Annotated in this window: 15 protein-coding genes; all 15 read left to right on the top strand. The window is 48.2% G+C overall.

Going from position 1 to position 16,368, the window contains the following annotated elements; genetic code table 11:
- Positions 1 to 5 precede the first annotated feature (5 nt).
- The 15 genes from HII30_RS06815 (at position 6) to HII30_RS06745 (ending at position 16,348) form a co-directional block, all read left to right on the top strand.
- A complete protein-coding gene (locus HII30_RS06815; RefSeq protein WP_169504362.1) occupies positions 6 to 512 on the top strand; it encodes an acyl-CoA thioesterase in 507 nt (168 codons plus the stop codon).
- A gap of 4 nt (positions 513 to 516) precedes the next feature.
- Positions 517 to 909, top strand: coding sequence for an FxsA family protein (locus tag HII30_RS06810; protein WP_169504269.1), 393 nt, complete (start codon positions 517 to 519; stop codon positions 907 to 909).
- A gap of 387 nt (positions 910 to 1,296) precedes the next feature.
- Positions 1,297 to 2,226: a phosphate ABC transporter substrate-binding protein PstS family protein gene (locus HII30_RS06805; protein ID WP_169504268.1), complete on the top strand. Its 930-nt coding sequence runs from the start codon at positions 1,297 to 1,299 to the stop codon at positions 2,224 to 2,226.
- A gap of 120 nt (positions 2,227 to 2,346) precedes the next feature.
- Positions 2,347 to 3,231, top strand: a complete 885-nt coding sequence (pstC, locus tag HII30_RS06800) for a phosphate ABC transporter permease subunit PstC (protein ID WP_169504267.1) — start codon at positions 2,347 to 2,349, stop codon at positions 3,229 to 3,231.
- Positions 3,231 to 4,133, top strand: coding sequence for a phosphate ABC transporter permease PstA (gene pstA, locus HII30_RS06795; RefSeq protein ID WP_169504361.1), 903 nt, complete (start codon positions 3,231 to 3,233; stop codon positions 4,131 to 4,133). Before pstC ends, pstA begins: the two co-directional genes overlap by 1 nt.
- 15 nt (positions 4,134 to 4,148) lie before the next feature.
- Positions 4,149 to 4,904 carry a phosphate ABC transporter ATP-binding protein PstB gene (gene pstB, locus HII30_RS06790; RefSeq protein WP_169504266.1) on the top strand — a complete coding sequence of 252 codons (756 nt, stop codon included), beginning with the start codon at positions 4,149 to 4,151 and terminating at the stop codon, positions 4,902 to 4,904.
- A 286-nt stretch (positions 4,905 to 5,190) separates the two neighbouring features.
- A complete protein-coding gene (citZ, locus tag HII30_RS06785) occupies positions 5,191 to 6,303 on the top strand; it encodes a citrate synthase (RefSeq protein WP_169504265.1) in 1,113 nt (370 codons plus the stop codon).
- 101 nt (positions 6,304 to 6,404) lie between these two features.
- Positions 6,405 to 7,697, top strand: a complete 1,293-nt coding sequence (gene icd, locus HII30_RS06780; RefSeq protein ID WP_169504264.1) for an NADP-dependent isocitrate dehydrogenase — start codon at positions 6,405 to 6,407, stop codon at positions 7,695 to 7,697.
- A gap of 169 nt (positions 7,698 to 7,866) precedes the next feature.
- Positions 7,867 to 8,286: a hypothetical protein gene (locus HII30_RS06775; RefSeq protein WP_169504263.1), complete on the top strand. Its 420-nt coding sequence runs from the start codon at positions 7,867 to 7,869 to the stop codon at positions 8,284 to 8,286.
- A gap of 239 nt (positions 8,287 to 8,525) precedes the next feature.
- Positions 8,526 to 9,392, top strand: coding sequence for an SDR family oxidoreductase (locus tag HII30_RS06770; protein ID WP_169504262.1), 867 nt, complete (start codon positions 8,526 to 8,528; stop codon positions 9,390 to 9,392).
- 200 nt (positions 9,393 to 9,592) lie between these two features.
- The gene (locus HII30_RS06765; RefSeq protein ID WP_169504261.1) at positions 9,593 to 11,146 is read left to right on the top strand and encodes a fumarate hydratase; all 1,554 of its coding nucleotides are present in this window, start codon (positions 9,593 to 9,595) and stop codon (positions 11,144 to 11,146) included.
- A 421-nt stretch (positions 11,147 to 11,567) separates the two neighbouring features.
- The gene (locus tag HII30_RS06760) at positions 11,568 to 12,554 is read left to right on the top strand and encodes a bile acid:sodium symporter (RefSeq protein ID WP_169504260.1); all 987 of its coding nucleotides are present in this window, start codon (positions 11,568 to 11,570) and stop codon (positions 12,552 to 12,554) included.
- A complete protein-coding gene (pnpS, locus tag HII30_RS06755) occupies positions 12,538 to 14,313 on the top strand; it encodes a two-component system histidine kinase PnpS (RefSeq protein ID WP_169504259.1) in 1,776 nt (591 codons plus the stop codon). The genes HII30_RS06760 and pnpS overlap by 17 nt, the downstream gene beginning before the upstream one ends.
- Positions 14,314 to 14,391: 78 nt before the next feature.
- Positions 14,392 to 15,105 carry a response regulator transcription factor gene (locus HII30_RS06750; protein WP_169504258.1) on the top strand — a complete coding sequence of 238 codons (714 nt, stop codon included), beginning with the start codon at positions 14,392 to 14,394 and terminating at the stop codon, positions 15,103 to 15,105.
- Between the two features lie 106 nt (positions 15,106 to 15,211).
- On the top strand, positions 15,212 to 16,348 hold the full coding sequence (locus tag HII30_RS06745; protein ID WP_169504257.1) for a methyl-accepting chemotaxis protein: 1,137 nt from the start codon (positions 15,212 to 15,214) through the stop codon (positions 16,346 to 16,348).
- The last annotated feature ends 20 nt before the right edge of the window (positions 16,349 to 16,368 follow it).

Here is a 16,368-nt window from a genome sequence, read left to right as displayed (position 1 = left end):
TGTCAATGAGAGTGAAAGATGAACTGCCGATAAACTGGCATCATACTTCTTTTCGGGTAAGGTATCAGGAAACAGATCAGATGGGCGTTGTATACCATGCCAACTATCTGAACTGGTTTGAGATCGGCCGTACCGAAATGATCCGTGCCACTGGCATCGATTACCTTGGAATGGAAGCGGCCGGCGTATTGCTTCCGGTGGTGGATCTGGATGTCCAGTATAAGCACCCAGCGAAATATGATGATCTCGTTCACGTGTTTACAGCGATAACAGCGTTCTCCCCGCTGCGTATTCATTATAAATACGAAGTGCGGCGCCTGCCTAAGCAGGAAGGGCAGCTAGGAATCATGAACAATCAGACAGATGAAACAAGGTTACAGGGAGAGCTTCTGGTCAGCGGTTCTACCCGCCACGTATGGGTAAACCGGGATTGGAAACCAGCCAGACTGGATAAATCTTTACCAAAGCTGTATGATGCATTAAGGAACTCTCTTTTGGAGGGAAAGGAGTAAGCGAATGTGGAAATGGATGCTGGCAGCCGTGATCTTCATGCCTGCCATTGAAATATTCGGTTTTTCTTATGTTGCGGAACAAGTCGGCGGAATGAATACTCTGCTGCTGACATTGCTGACGTCAGCAATCGGTGTAGCCATGATGCGGTTTGAGGGACGCAAGGCGATGGAGGATGCCAAACTGAAGGCGGATTCGGGTATGATGCCTGGTGAATCTATGGCTGTAGGATTGTGCATCTTTATTGGCGGAATTTTATTGATCATACCTGGTTTTGTCACAGACATTGTTGGATTTACGATGCTGTTCCCGATCACCCGGCCAATTTATAGAATCCTTCTGCTGAAGTGGATGAAGAAAAATATAAAGAACGGTAAAATTACGATATTTAAACGATAGTAATTGCTTTTGAGAGTGTGTTGAATCATGAAATGAAGACATGACGTTGTCAGGGAGACCCATCCCGACAGCATCATGTCTTTTTTTATAGAGAAAAATGTGCGAAGAAGCACAGAGATCGAAACGATCCCGTACAAACGGTAGCGGTCGCATTTGCTCTCAAACTACTTCCTGATCAGCATAATTTGAAGCTGCCGCATAAAATCAGCTCCAACAATAGAGGATATGACTAAGGAAAACCAGCAATGGCATTTCAAAACACGTTCAGATTTTACGTAGAGTTTACAAAACGAAAATTTCAGCATAACACTTGGGCTTTAAGATGAAGTAGTGCTGATGGTTAACAAAAAAACAGACCATCACTAAACAAAGGGAGGACTAATTCAAATGAAGAAAAAACTGCCATTCATGCTCACCATTCTCGCACTCATGCTGACGCTTGCAGCATGCGGATCCAACAACGATGCATCAGGAACAGGAGGCTCTTCTGAAGCTGGCGGTGAGACAGAATCCAAGCTCAGCGGTTCTGTTCTAGCGGTAGGATCTACAGCAATGCAGCCCCTGGTTGAACAAGTCGGACAAAAATTTATGGCAGATGACAAATATAAAGAGGTAACCGTTCAGGTTCAAGGCGGAGGCAGTGGTACCGGACTGACTCAAGTATCGGAAGGACAATCCGACATTGGCAACTCCGACGTCTTTGGTGAAGAGAAGCTGGATGCCGACAAAGCAAAAGAACTGGTGGATCATCAAGTTGCCGTAGTAGCCATGACGGCTGTCGTGAACCCTGGGGTTTCGGTAGATGATCTGACGAAAGAGCAGCTGGTTGATATTTTCACAGGTAAAGTAACGAACTGGAAAGATCTCGGTGGAGAAGATCAGAAGATCGTCATCGTAAACCGCCCTGCAAGCTCCGGTACACGTGCGACTTTTGAAAAGTTTGCTCTTGGAGAGTCCAAGCTGGCTGACCTTGAAGGCTCCATTCAAGAGGACTCCAGCGGTACAGTAAGAAAACTCGTTGCTGAGACACCAGGCGCGATTGGTTACCTGGCACTGTCATATCTTGACGATAGCGTTAAAACTGTAAAATATGCCGGTGTTGAAGCAACCGTTGAGAATGTAGAAAAGGGTGAGTACCCTGTATGGGCTTACCAGCACATGTACACTAAAGGTGAGCCGAGCGAAACGGTAAAAGCGTTCCTTGATTACATGCTCTCTCCTGAAGTGCAAGAGAGTGATGTTGTGGAGCTGGGCTACATCCCGGTATCCGGGATGCAGGTAACTCGTGATGCGGAAGGCAACGTAACTCAAAAGTAAGACATCTAAATAAAGACCATAAATGGGAAAAAGGGGCGGATATCCGCCTCTATTTTCCGGTTAGAAAGTAGGCTGGTTATGGGTCAGATGGGAAAAAGCACATCTCTGAATCACAATGATATGAAAAAAAGCAAACGCAGAGAAAAACATTACTGGGAAGAGTGGGTTGGCCGCATATACACGTCGATCTGTGTCGTGCTGCTCCTGGTTGTGATCGTTTCTATTGTATTTTTTGTTTCCTCCAAGGGTTTGGCTACGTTTTTTGAGAATGGCGTCAGTCTGAAGGAGTTCTTCACAGGCAGAACGTGGAATCCTGATGAGTCATTTGGTGCCCTTCCGTTCATTACCGGCTCATTTGCCGTAACACTGCTGGCCGCCTTGATTGCAGGCCCACTCGGCCTGTGTGCAGCTTTATTTATGACGGAAATTTTGCCGGGACGCGGAAAACGGATTTTGCAGCCGGCAGTCGAGCTGTTGTCAGGTATTCCTTCCGTTGTTTACGGATTTATAGGCCTTAGTGTGATTGTACCGTTCATACGTGATTACATCGGCGGACAAGGCTTCGGTATTCTGGCAGGGTGTCTGGTTTTGTCGATTATGATCCTGCCGACGATTACGAGTATTATGGCTGATGCGCTGGCTTCCCTGCCAGGAGGGCTGAGAGAATCATCTCTTGCACTGGGAGCTACCCGCTGGCAGACCATATCCCGTGTCGTAATTCCAACCGTGCTGCCAGCCCTGCTAACCGGTGTGGTGCTGGGGATGGCGCGGGCATTCGGTGAGGCGCTCGCTGTTCAGATGGTTATCGGAAATGCGCCGCATGTTCCTGGTTCCTTAACCGAATCGGCGGCTACATTGACCAGTACAATCACATTAAGCATGGGGAATACCGCAATGGGCTCGGTCCACAACAATGCATTGTGGAGTATGGCATTGGTTCTTCTGCTCATGACTTTCGTCTTTGTCATCCTGGTCAGACTGCTTGAAAGGAGAAACCGGATATGATGATTAAAAAAGCTAAAAGAGCAGATAAAATAGCGACCATTGTTATATGCTTCTTCGCGATGCTGATTGTCGCCATTCTGGTGGGACTGCTTGGATTTATTATTGTACGTGGACTCGGTCATATTAACTGGCATTTCTTAACAAGTGCTCCTCAGATGATCAGGGGCGGGGGAGGGATTGGACCCCAGTTGTTTAACTCTGTGTTCTTGCTCATTCTGACCTTGATCATCACCGTTCCGCTGGGCTGGGGCGGGGGGATCTATATGGCTGAATACGCCAAACCCGGAAAAATCACGAATGTGATTCGACTTGTTGTCGAAGTGTTATCCTCGTTCCCGTCCATCGTTATCGGTTTGTTTGGACTGTTGGTGCTGGTCAATGCATTCGGTTTAGGCTTCTCTCTTCTGGCAGGAGCGATGGCACTGGCCGTGTTTAATCTGCCGCTGATGGTGCGGACGACAGAGCAGGCATTTCGTGCGGTGCCAAAAGAACAGAAAGAAGCCGGTTACGCGCTCGGACTGTCCAAATGGAAGATCATTACCTCCATTCTGCTGCCAGTAGCACTGCCAAGTCTGATCACAGGCACCATCCTGGCTTCAGGCCGGATCTTTGGTGAAGCAGCTGCGCTGATGTTCACTGCAGGCATGAGCAGCCCGCCGCTGGATTTCACCGACTGGAATCCGCTCAGTTCAAGATCTCCAATCAATCCGCTGCGACCAGCGGAAACGCTCGCGGTTCACATCTGGAAAGTGAACAGTGAAGGTCTTGCTCCGGATGCGAAAGAAATTGCCGCAGGGGCTTCGGCTGTACTTGTCATTTTGATCCTGTGCTTCAATTTGGGTGCAAGATGGCTGGGCAGAGTCGCATACCGGAAGTTTACGGCAGCCAAACGGATCGATTAGAAAGGATGAATGCATATGTCACAAGCTTTTGGAACGGAACATTTAAGTGTGTTTTATGGTGATTTCGAGGCAGTGAAAGGGATCAGCCTGGAGTTTCCTGCACAGAGCGTGACCGCGCTGATCGGCCCTTCTGGCTGCGGCAAATCTACATTTTTGCGTTCTTTGAACCGGATGAATGATACAATTTCACAGGCGCGCACCACAGGACATATCTGGATGAACGGCAGCGATTTGAATGATCCGGCTACCGATGTTATCAAGCTGCGCCAACAGATCGGCATGGTGTGGCAGAAGCCAAATCCATTTTTTAAGTCCATATATAACAACATCGCCTTTGGTCCAAGGTACAGGGGGATGAAGAAAAAGAAACAGCTGGATGAGATTGTAGAGAATAGTCTGCGCAAAGCGGCGCTGTGGGACGAAGTGAAGGATAGGTTGAATGAATCAGCACTGTCTCTCTCAGGCGGCCAGCAGCAGCGTCTTTGTATCGCCCGGGCACTGTCCGTCAATCCCAACATTCTCCTTCTGGATGAGCCGGCGTCCGCTCTGGATCCCGTGTCAACGGGCAAAATCGAGGAACTGATTTCTGAACTGAAAAATGAGCTGCGAATTGTCATCGTGACACACAACATGCAGCAGGCAGCACGCGTGTCCGATTATACGGCCTATTTCTATCTGGGTAAGATGATCGAACGGGACAAAACGGACAAAATATTCACCAACCCGGAAAATAAGCTGACTCAGGATTATATCTCCGGACGGTTCGGTTAAAGTAAATAAGAGTCAACAAAAGGGAGGGAACAGGCACCTCCTTTTTGTATGTTTTGATAGATGACAAGGAATTCCAAAAAAAGATTTATGGTATCGATAAAACATTTTGATACTGTATCTTGCAGGCCTCTGTTCACTTATCAGACAATATCCGGTATGATAAGAGAGAGTTTGCAATAACGTATGTCATACAACCGCAGGGTTGTTATCCTCATCTGGTATCATGAAACGGTTTTCACAGCAATCCAGTCACCGGGTTTACCCGATAAAAAAGGAGAGATGATGCATGACAGCTACCAAGGGATTGGAAGGCATTGTAGCTACAACTTCCTCAATCAGCTCGATCGTTGACGGTGTTCTTACATACCGTGGATACAATATCGATGACCTTGCAGAACAGGCCACCTTTGAAGAAGTGGCTTATTTGCTCTGGTTTGGAAAGCTACCTAATGCACAGGAACTGCAATCGCTGCAGAAAGATATGAGCGACTATGCTGCCATTCCGGATGCGCTGATTGAACAGATCAAGCTGTATCCGAAAGACACCAACACGATGGCTGCTCTTCGTTCTGCTGTATCTTCCCTGGCATTGTACGACAAGGAAGCAGAAGATATGAGCCAGGAGGCTAATGAAAAGAAAGCGGTTAAACTGCAGGCTCAGCTGCCTACCATAGTAGCGGCCATTGCACGTATCCGTCAGGGTCTGGAGCCTGTAGCTCCAAAAGCCGGCGTCTCATTGGCTGAGAATTTCCTGTATATGCTCAGAGGCGAACAGCCGGAAGAAACATCAATTAAGGCGCTGGACCAGGCTTTGGTACTGCATGCGGACCATGAGCTGAATGCTTCGACATTTGCTTCCCGTGTAACCGTAGCCACATTGTCTGATATCTACTCAGGCGTCACATCAGCAATTGGCGCATTGAAAGGTCCTTTGCACGGCGGTGCTAACGAAGCTGTAATGAAGATGCTGAATGAAGTCGGAACCATCGACAAGGCAGAAGCCTATATTCAGCAAAAGCTGGATAACCGTGAGAAAATCATGGGCTTCGGACACCGTGTATATAAGAATGGCGACCCGCGCGCGAAGCATCTTCAGAAGATGTCCAAGGAGCTTGGAGACATGAAAGGCAATACAACCCTTTACGATATTTCGGTACTGATCGAAGAAGTTGTCACCGGTCAAAAGGGTCTGAAGCCTAATGTAGATTTCTATTCTGCTTCGGTATACACGCAGCTCGGCATTGAACATGAATTGTTTACGCCGATTTTTGCGATCAGCCGTGTATCCGGATGGACAGCACATATTCTGGAACAGTATGACGGTAACCGGATTATCCGGCCTCGTGCAGAGTATACAGGCCTGACAGATCAGAAATACGTACCCCTGGATCTTCGCTAATTTACCAGTAATGCTGTACAATAAGGCAGAGGAACCCTTTGGCCGGCATGCCGGCCCAGTGCGGCTTTCCTGTCATTATATCAAGGAGGAATTATAACCCTATGAAATTCGAAAAATTTGCACTGCCAACAGAAGGCGACAAAATTACAATTGATAACGGCAAGCTTCAGGTGCCAAACAATCCGATCATTCCTTTCATCGAAGGCGATGGAACTGGACGCGATATCTGGAAAGCTTCCAAGCGTGTGCTGGATGCAGCTGTAGAGAAAGCATACAGCGGTTCCAAGAGTATTGCCTGGTACGAAGTATTCGCTGGCGAGAAGGCATTCAATACATACAATGAATGGCTTCCGAACGATACCCTTGAGGCTATTCGTGAATACATCGTTGCCATTAAAGGTCCTTTGACTACACCGATTGGCGGCGGTATTCGTTCCCTGAACGTTGCACTGCGCCAGGAACTTGATCTTTACACTTGCCTGCGCCCTGTACGTTACTTCACAGGTGTTCCTTCCCCGGTTAAACGTCCGGAATTGGTAGACATGGTAATCTTCCGTGAGAACACAGAAGACATCTATGCCGGCATTGAGTATCAAGAAGGTTCTGAAGAAGTGAAGAAGGTTATCAAATTCTTCAAGGAAGAAATGGGCGTGAACAAAATCCGTTTCCCTGAAACTTCCGGAATCGGCATCAAGCCAGTTTCCTCTGAGGGCTCCAAGCGTCTTGTGCGCGCTGCAGTGGAATATGCAATCAAGCATGAACGTAAGAGCGTTACACTTGTACACAAAGGCAATATCATGAAGTTTACAGAAGGCGCGTTCAAAAACTGGGGCTATGAAGTGGCTGAGCAGGAGTTCGGCGACAAGGTATTCACATGGGCACAGTATGACATCATTAAAGAAAAGGACGGCACGGATGCAGCGAACGCTGCTCAGAAGGCCGCTGAAGATGCTGGCAAAATCATCGTAAAAGATGCGATTGCTGATATCGCTCTGCAGCAGGTGCTGACTCGTCCAACAGACTTTGATGTAATCGCGACCTTGAACCTGAACGGCGACTATCTGTCTGACGCTCTGGCTGCACAAGTCGGCGGTATCGGTATTGCTCCTGGCGCTAACATTAACTATGTAACAGGACATGCTATCTTTGAAGCGACTCACGGTACTGCACCGAAATATGCTGATAAAGATGTCGTGAACCCAGGTTCTGTCATCCTTTCCGGTGTTATGCTTCTGGAGCACCTGGGCTGGCAGGAAGCAGCAGACCTGATCTACAAAGGCATGGAGAAATCCATTAATAACAAAACCGTAACGTATGACTTCGCTCGTCTGATGGACGATGCGAAAGAAGTGAAATGCTCCGAGTTCGCTAACGAAATTATTAACAACATGTAATCCGCACCACCTTCTATAGGGTGAATGGATGAGATCGTAATCCCGCTTCCGCTTTAGGGAGCGGGATTGCTTTTCTTTCTTGTGCATGTCCAGTATAATATGGTCGGTACATAGTTTTTTTGCTGCAAGGTGTGTTTAACGAACTAAATGATGCTTGGAGGTCAAGGGAATGGACAAAATCTTTTTTTTACTGCACATGTTTGGAACGGCAGCGTTAGGGTTTTACCTGATTCTTCCTTTCCTCGTTGGAAGCACGCAAAAGCTTTCCACAGGAGCACAGGAAGGCGCGGTTAACGTGATGCGCGTAGCGAACCGTATTGCTCAATATGGTCTGGTTGTACAGTTAATCACCGGAGGCTATATGATGTCTCAAGGAGATTATGCCGTGATCTGGATGATCATTGTGACGGTTCTGCTGCTCGGCATGTTTGCCATCGGTGGCATCATGGGCAAGCCTTTAAAGAGTGCAATGGCGGGTATTCGTGAGAAACGTGATATTGGAGCCGATATGGCCAAACTTCGCACTTTCAGCTTGCTGCTGGCTGTTTTGCTGGTCGTTATGATTTATTTCATGGTATATCCAATCTAAAAATAAGATTTACAAACGGAGGCTTGTTTTCAAGTGCAGTGTGGACTTGGAACAAGCTTCTTTTTTATGCCATACCGGAAACAATTTCTTGAAAAAGCAGAAGTTTGGTTTAGCTTTTTGGGGTTGTGGTAATTAACATATCGTGAGGCTGTGATTAAGATGACACAGCATAAGACATCCTACAAGGGAACAATTTTCGTGAATCCAGATACTCAAGTACCTGAAAGGAGAAATGTCAAATGTCACAAGACCAGCAAAAACAAACCCTGCCCCCGCAGCACCAGAATCATCGTCCAGGAACTGAATCGGAGATGAATCCGCTGCCCGAGTACGAAGCTAGTGATTACAAAGCGGCAGACAAGCTCAAAGGCAAAGCTGCTATAATAACAGGCGGTGACAGCGGGATTGGACGAGCGGTTGCCGTAGCCTACGCCAAAGAAGGTGCCGACGTAGCCATCTTATATCTGAATGAACATAAGGATGCAGAGGAAACTAAACGTCAGGTGGAGCAGGAAGGCCGCAAATGTCTCCTGATTGCCGGTGATGTCGGTGACGATGCTTTCTGCCGTGACGCGGTGAAACAGACCGTGGAGGAGCTTGGACGCCTGGATATTGTGGTGAACAATGCTGCGGAGCAGCATCCTCAGGAAAACATAGAGGATATTTCAAAAGAACAGCTTGAGAGAACCTTCCGTACGAATATTTTTGGGATGTTCTACATTACGCAGGCCGCGATGCCTCATCTGGGCAAAGGAAGTACGATTATTAACACGGCTTCGATCACGGCCTATCGGGGAAGCCCGCAGCTGCTGGACTATTCCTCTACCAAAGGTGCTATCGTTTCCTTTACGCGTTCACTTTCGATGAATGTGGCTGAAAAAGGAATACGAGTGAATGGTGTAGCACCAGGTCCAATATGGACTCCGCTTATTCCTTCCACGTTCACGGAAGATAAGGTAGCAGAGTTCGGTGCTTCCCAGCCTATGAAACGTCCGGGACAGCCGGAAGAACTGGCACCAGCTTATGTGTATCTGGCTTCCTCAGATTCCTCATACGTGAGCGGCCAAATGATCCATATCAATGGCGGCGAGGTTATCAACGGATAACAAGCTGATAAACCTGCTAGCATACAGCCATCTCGGCAAAGGAGCAATCCTTTCTGAGGTGGCTTTTTTTATATAGAATCTCCAAAAAATAAGCAAACCCTTACATCAGTTTTTGATATAATAAGAGATAGTGACAATAACCTTAATTATGCGGCGGCTCTGAGCGCCTGATCACCGAAAAAGAAGGGAAGTAATCACATATGAAGCAATTTGAAGAAAGCGTATACCGTCTGATCGTAGAGACGTCCACCAATCTGCCTGCGGATGTACGGCGCGCGGTAAACCGGGGGCGTGCAGCTGAGGATGCAGCAACGCGGGCGGGACTGGCTTTAACCACGATCGCGCAAAACATCGAAATGGCAGAAAACGAAATATCCCCCATCTGCCAGGATACGGGCATGCCTACATTTGTTGTACATACGCCTGTGGGATCTAACCAGATTGAGATGAAAAAAGATATTTTCAAAGCCGTCATTCGGGCTACAGAGGACGGTAAGCTTCGTCCAAACTCCGTGGATTCTTTGACAGGGAAAAACAGCGGGGACAACCTGGGACCGGGTACACCTGTCATCCATTTTGAACAGTGGGAGCAGGATAACATCGATATCCGGCTTATTTTGAAAGGCGGGGGATGTGAGAATAAGAACATTCAGTACAGCCTGCCCGCTGAGCTGGAAGGACTGGGTAAAGCAGGACGGGATCTCGAAGGAATCCGTAAATGTATTCTTCATGCTGTATATCAGGCTCAGGGACAAGGGTGCAGCGCGGGATTCATCGGCGTCGGAATCGGAGGAGACCGGACAACAGGCTATGAGCTGGCCAAGCAGCAGCTGTTCCGTCATATTGACGACGTGAATACCAATCCTGATTTACAGAAGCTCGAAGAATATATTTTGGAATCAGCCAATCAGCTGGGCATCGGAACGATGGGCTTTGGTGGTGAGGTAACACTGCTGGGCTGCAAAATTGGAGCGATGAATCGTCTTCCGGCGAGCTTCTTCGTATCGGTTGCTTATAACTGCTGGGCATTCCGCAGACAAGGGGCGCTAATCGATCCGGACAGCGGTGAAATTCGTGATTGGCTGTATGAGAGCGGCAGCGGGATCTCCATGCAAACAGAGAGTGAACAAGAAGCATCAGCAGCGAAGGAGCTTCAGAAGCAGGAAGCCAAAAACCGTGAAATCGTGCTTCAAACACCGATCAGCGAAGAGCAGATCCGCAGTCTCAAGGTAGGAGATGTGGTTGTGATTCGCGGGGAGATGCATACTGGCCGTGATGCGCTTCATAAACACTTGATGGATCATGACGCTCCACTGGATCTGAACGGTGCGGTTATTTATCACTGCGGTCCTGTCATGCTGAAGGATAATGAAGGCTGGCATGTCAAAGCAGCTGGACCTACCACAAGTATCCGTGAGGAGCCTTATCAGGGTGACATTTTGAAGAAATTCGGCATCAGGGCAGTAATCGGAAAAGGCGGCATGGGACCTAAAACGTTAGAGGCTTTAAGGGATCACGGCGCTGTATATCTCAATGCAATCGGCGGTGCTGCCCAGTATTATGCAGAGTGCATTAAGAATGTCAATGGTGTTGACTTTATGGAGTTCGGTATTCCCGAGGCCATGTGGCATCTGGAAGTAGACGGGTTTGCCGCCATTGTCACGATGGATTCTCATGGCAGCAGTCTGCATGCCGATGTGAGCAGAGATTCCGCAGCGAAGCTGGAGCAATTTAAAGAACCGGTATTTGTATAAATTTAAAATGAAATAAAACAATGAACGGCGCTGCCTAGAACGAAGTGCTCCCCTAAGATACACAGGTGAAACAACAGGCCTGTTTACCGTAGGGGAGTATTTATCATTCTGTATGGATTAATTATAAAATTCACAATGTTAACGTAGAGTGAGAACCGATCTGGAGAAGCGAAGCGCTCGGCTCAAAGCTTTCCGAAGGAAAGCTAGTATCGGAAGCATAAGCTATCCCCGGATTTATCATTACAAAGGTATTAATTCAAAAAAACCGGGGATAACAGCGATCGGAAGATGGTTCTCAATCGAAGTGGACCTGTTGGAATTTATAATTTCAATTTATGTATTGAAATGACCTGGTTGCGCACCGCAGGACAGAGGTTTATGATGAAACCAAAATACAGTGCCGGTTTTTAGGAGGAACGTTGTGAAATCTTTTGGATTGTCTTTTGCTGCCTGGTTTGAAAAATACACGTTTATCCTGATTCCGGGATCGTTGGTCGCAGGATGGTTTCTATCAGAGATGATATCTTCATACGCCTATCTCATTCCTTATATGTTCGGATACATCACATTAGTCATGGCAATGGGCTGTGGTATAGGTCACCTGAAGGCCGTGCTGAAACGTCCATTACCAGTTGTGCTGACACTGCTTCTAGCTCATGCGGCGGCCCCCCTGCTTGCGTATGGGACGGGAGCGGTCATATTTGGACCTGAATCAGCGTACACAACTGGTCTGATTCTGTTCGCCATCATTCCGCTGGGAGTGTCCTCTGTGCTGTGGGTAGGCAGCTCAGGAGGCAGCGTACCTTTTATATTGTCCGTTGTCGTTCTGGATACCATGCTCAGCCCGATTATTGTTCCGTTATTAATGAACCTGTTTTCAGGAACGTCCGGCATGGAATGGGAAATGAGAAGTCTAATTATCGATCTGTTTACCATGGTGGTGTTCCCGACCGCGATTGGCGTCTTATTGTATGAGGTGTCCAAAGGCAGGGCCAAAGCCTGGTCGGCACCAGCAGCCCAGCCTGTATCCAAGCTCGCGTTTATGCTGGTCGTTATGCTCAATGCAGCGGTCATAGCACCGCAGGCACAGAGTATCAAGCAGGATCTCGGCATCGTTGTGCCGGCAGTCATCCTGCTCATTATTCTATGCTACGGGCTTGGCTATGTCGGGTCCTTTCTTGATCCTAGACGTACAAAGGAACTGAGCATCACACTGACATATGCTTCCGGCATGCGAAACATTTCGCTCGGCATGGTGCTCGCGACCGCTTATTTTCCTCCCTCAGTCTCTGTTCCGGTCTTGCTGTCCATCATGTTTCAGCAGCCGGCTGCGACCGTGGTACACGCCATTATTAACAGATTAAAGACTACATCTGCAAAGGACGGGAATCATGAAACCTTTTCGTAACCGTTTGACGTTGATCATCATGACACTCATTGGACTCTCCATGCTTGGAGCTGGACTGGCCATGGCGAACGTATTTAAGCAGTCTCATATTCAGCTCCTGGAAGAAAATATGGTAAGGGAAATCAATCTGATTCAGGCGACGCTTGAGTTTCCTTCCCATAATGGTTCCGAGGCGGTCACGTATTACACACAAAAATCCAAAGAGCTGCAGCAATTGGTAGAGGCCCGTGTCACGTTTATATCGAATAACGGAACGGTTTTGGGAGATTCGGAATCTGAACCGCAAAGCATGGATAATCATGCGCTCAGAGAAGAAATGGTACAGGCCCAGAAAGAAGGGACAGGGCGGACCATCCGCTACAGCTCAACACTGGGACAGGATATGATCTATGTTGCACGTCCTGTCAGCGAAGGGGGATTTGACGGCTATATTCGCTTGTCGAAAAGCCTGGTTGAGGCGAACCAGGGGGTACGGCAAGGATGGATGGTTATGGGTGCAGGACTGCTGGTTCTGTTTGTGCTTGCCGCTCTGATCAGCTACCGAATCGCAGCAGGACTGACCTCTCCCCTGGAAAAGATTACTCGTGTGGCCCGGCAGATTACAAGATTGGACTATGATGCCCGGGTCGATATTCAGCGGAAGGATGAAATTGGCCAGCTCGCTCATGCTATAAACGGTATGGCGGATAGTCTTCAGCTGCAGCTCAAGACGATCCGTGACAACGAGAGTCTGCTGCAGAGTGTGCTCAACAACATGACAGGCGGCATTCTGATGATCCGTCATGACGGCCTTGTCATGCTGATTAACCGTGCAGCGGAGGGTATGCTGGGCATCAGAGCCGAGCAGCTCACAGGCAAAAACTACAGAGAGATGAAGCAGCATTACGAATTGACCATGCTGATTCAGGAAGGATTGGAGCATCGAACGCATTTCCGCGAGGAACGGAATTTGTATTTTCCTGTGGAATCCACGGTCCGGCTGGATGGTGTGAGCATGACACAGGAAGATGGATCATATAGGGGGATGCTGTTTCATCTGCAGGATGTGACCGATATCCGGAGACTGGAGCGAATGCGCAGCGAGTTTGTGGCGAATGTGTCGCATGAGCTGAAAACACCGCTTGCCGCAGTGAAGGGCTTTGCTGAAACCTTATTAGGCGGTGTTAGTGACGAGAAGACGTCCAGATCGTTCCTTCAAATTATTTATGATGAATCGGAACGGTTGAACCGGTTGATCCGCGATATTCTGGAGCTGTCCAAGATCGAATCCAAGCGGAGTGCTATGGAGTATTCGCCGATTCATCTGTCTACATTTTTTGAATCCATGTTTGAATTTATGAAACCTTATGCAGATAAGAAAAGAATTCAGCTGAAAATGGAGGTGCCGGAAGAACTCTTTATCGAGGGAGATGAAGACAAGTTAAGACAGATATTCACCAATCTGCTGTCCAATGCGGTCAGTTATTCCCAGGAAGGCGGACGTGTGCAGCTTACAGCAGAGGAGATGCAGGAAGGTGATAACTTACGGTTTACCGTGAAAGATTCGGGGATTGGCATTCCCAAAAAGGATCTGCCGCGTATCTTTGAGCGGTTCTATCGGGTAGACAAAGCACGCTCGAGAGTTTCTGGCGGTACAGGACTCGGATTATCCATTGTGAAGCACCTGGTTGAGCTGCATCAGGGCAGTATCAAGGTGGAGAGCGAGCCGGGGATGGGAAGTTCTTTTATTATTGAGATGCCGCTGCTGCAAGAAGGATAACGGCGTTAACATAGGGATAACATTACGTTGATACAATGAACTAGATTAGGAAACCATAAACGTAAGGACGGGATAAAGATGGCTCAACGATTGCTTGTCATCGAGGATGAACCGACGCTTTCTCGACTTTTGTCATACAATTTGAAGCAGGAAGGCTTTGATATCACGGTAGAAGAGCATGGGGTTGAAGGGTATGAGCGTGCCAGCAGGGAGGAATTTGATTTGATTCTGCTGGATGTGATGCTCCCGGGCATGAATGGATTCTCCATTCTCGAAAAGCTGCGTCAGCAGGGGAATTCCACGCCTATTATTATTTTGACTGCAAAAAATGCCGAGGAAGAAGTCGTTCAGGGGCTGAAGATGGGGGCAGACGATTACATTACGAAGCCTTTCGGCGTATCGGAACTGGTTGCGAGAGTTTCTGCGGTCATGCGCCGTGTATCCGGTCATGCGTCTGAAGAGATTCGCAGTGAAGAAGAATCAGGCAATGTGATTACATTGGGGCAGCTGCAGATTTATCCGGATAAATATGAAGTCAGGCTGGGCGGCCAGAACATTAACTTAAGGCCCAAAGAGTTCGAAGTGCTGCTGTATCTGGCACGGAAACCTGGTGTCGTACTCACACGGGATGATCTGATGAACGTTGTATGGGGGTTTGATTATATTGGCGGCCAGCGGACCGTGGACGTTCATGTCAGCTCTCTCCGCAAAAAGCTGGAGCTTGATCCTGATTCGGTATTTATTGATTCCATCCGCGGGGTAGGTTATAAACTTGTAGTAAGACCAAAGTAGCATTTTTTGGTCTATTTTACATAGAGTTAATCAAAAACTACAATACCATTAACACTTTCTGAATAAACTGCGTCTTAGGAACCAATATAAAAGGAGTGGACCCTTTATGACGCTGCTTCTAGCCAAGCCCAAGAAAACCCTGGAAGATTTACCATCGAAACAGCAGGGGAATTTGAAAACCTGGAGACAGGTGCCTGCCATTGGAGATCGTGAAACCTGTCTTCAGGTGATGCATTTGTTCGAACAACACCCTGAAGTGCCTTGCATGGTGGTATGCCATGAAAATGGACAACCGAAAAGCCTAATCATGCGGGACAGCTTCCACAGACTGATGAGCGGACGGTTTGCCCGGGAAATTTTTGATCAGCGTCCGGCAGCCGGTGCAGCTGACAAGCATCCGATGATTGTAGATGCTTTGCAGTCATGGTCTCATATCCTGAATCAGGCGCTGGAAAGACCTGAGTCCGACTTCTACGATTGTATTGTGGTTATAGGAGAGGATCAGCTTCTGGGTGTTCTAACGGTCCGTGATCTGCTGCAGCACGCCTCTGAAATTCAGAAGCAGACCGAATCAAGGCGTGAAGAGATGATCACGGACAGCAAGCGGCATACGATGAGCATTGAAACATCCTTGGGTGAAGTGAAATATGCGGCTGGCATGACAAGAGAGAAGTCAGAAGATATGCAGAAATGGTCGGTATCAGGGAGAGAAAACCTGGAGCAGGTCCAAGCCGCTTGCCGGAACCTGATGAATGAGATGGAAAAGCATGCAGCGTTTGCAAGGCAGCTCCTCACTCATACGGATGGAATATCCGGGATCACGGATCAGATCAGCGAGCTTGCGAATCAGAGCAGTCTTTTGGCATTAAATGCATCGATTGAAGCAGCACATGCGGGTGAGCATGGCCGTGGCTTTCAGGTCGTAGCTGGTGAGGTGCAGTCGATGGCCAGGCAGACACGTGAACTTTCAGGCCGTATTGCCAGCATGCTGGCTCAAATCTCACATCTGGTGACGGATACCGCCAAAGCCGCCGTCTCCAGCCTGCAGGAGATCAACAACTGTGAGACCTTGATCTCGGCCGGCAGCAGCTCCTTTGTTCAGATGGAGCGGGCCAGTGTTGAGGTACGGGAGGCGGGAAGCGAAGTTTACGAGCTTACAGAAAAGGCTACAGCTGTCATTCACCGCATTCAGAATGAATTATCCTCGATCCAGCGTGCCGCGAAAGCAGATATACCTACCTGAGACTTAAAGTTTTACACTGC

The organism is Paenibacillus lemnae, assembly GCF_012933385.1.
Classification (GTDB): domain Bacteria; phylum Bacillota; class Bacilli; order Paenibacillales; family Paenibacillaceae; genus Paenibacillus_AQ; species Paenibacillus_AQ lemnae.
Note: the sequence above shows the minus strand (reverse complement) of the source record. Positions and strands in the feature narration are given on the sequence as shown.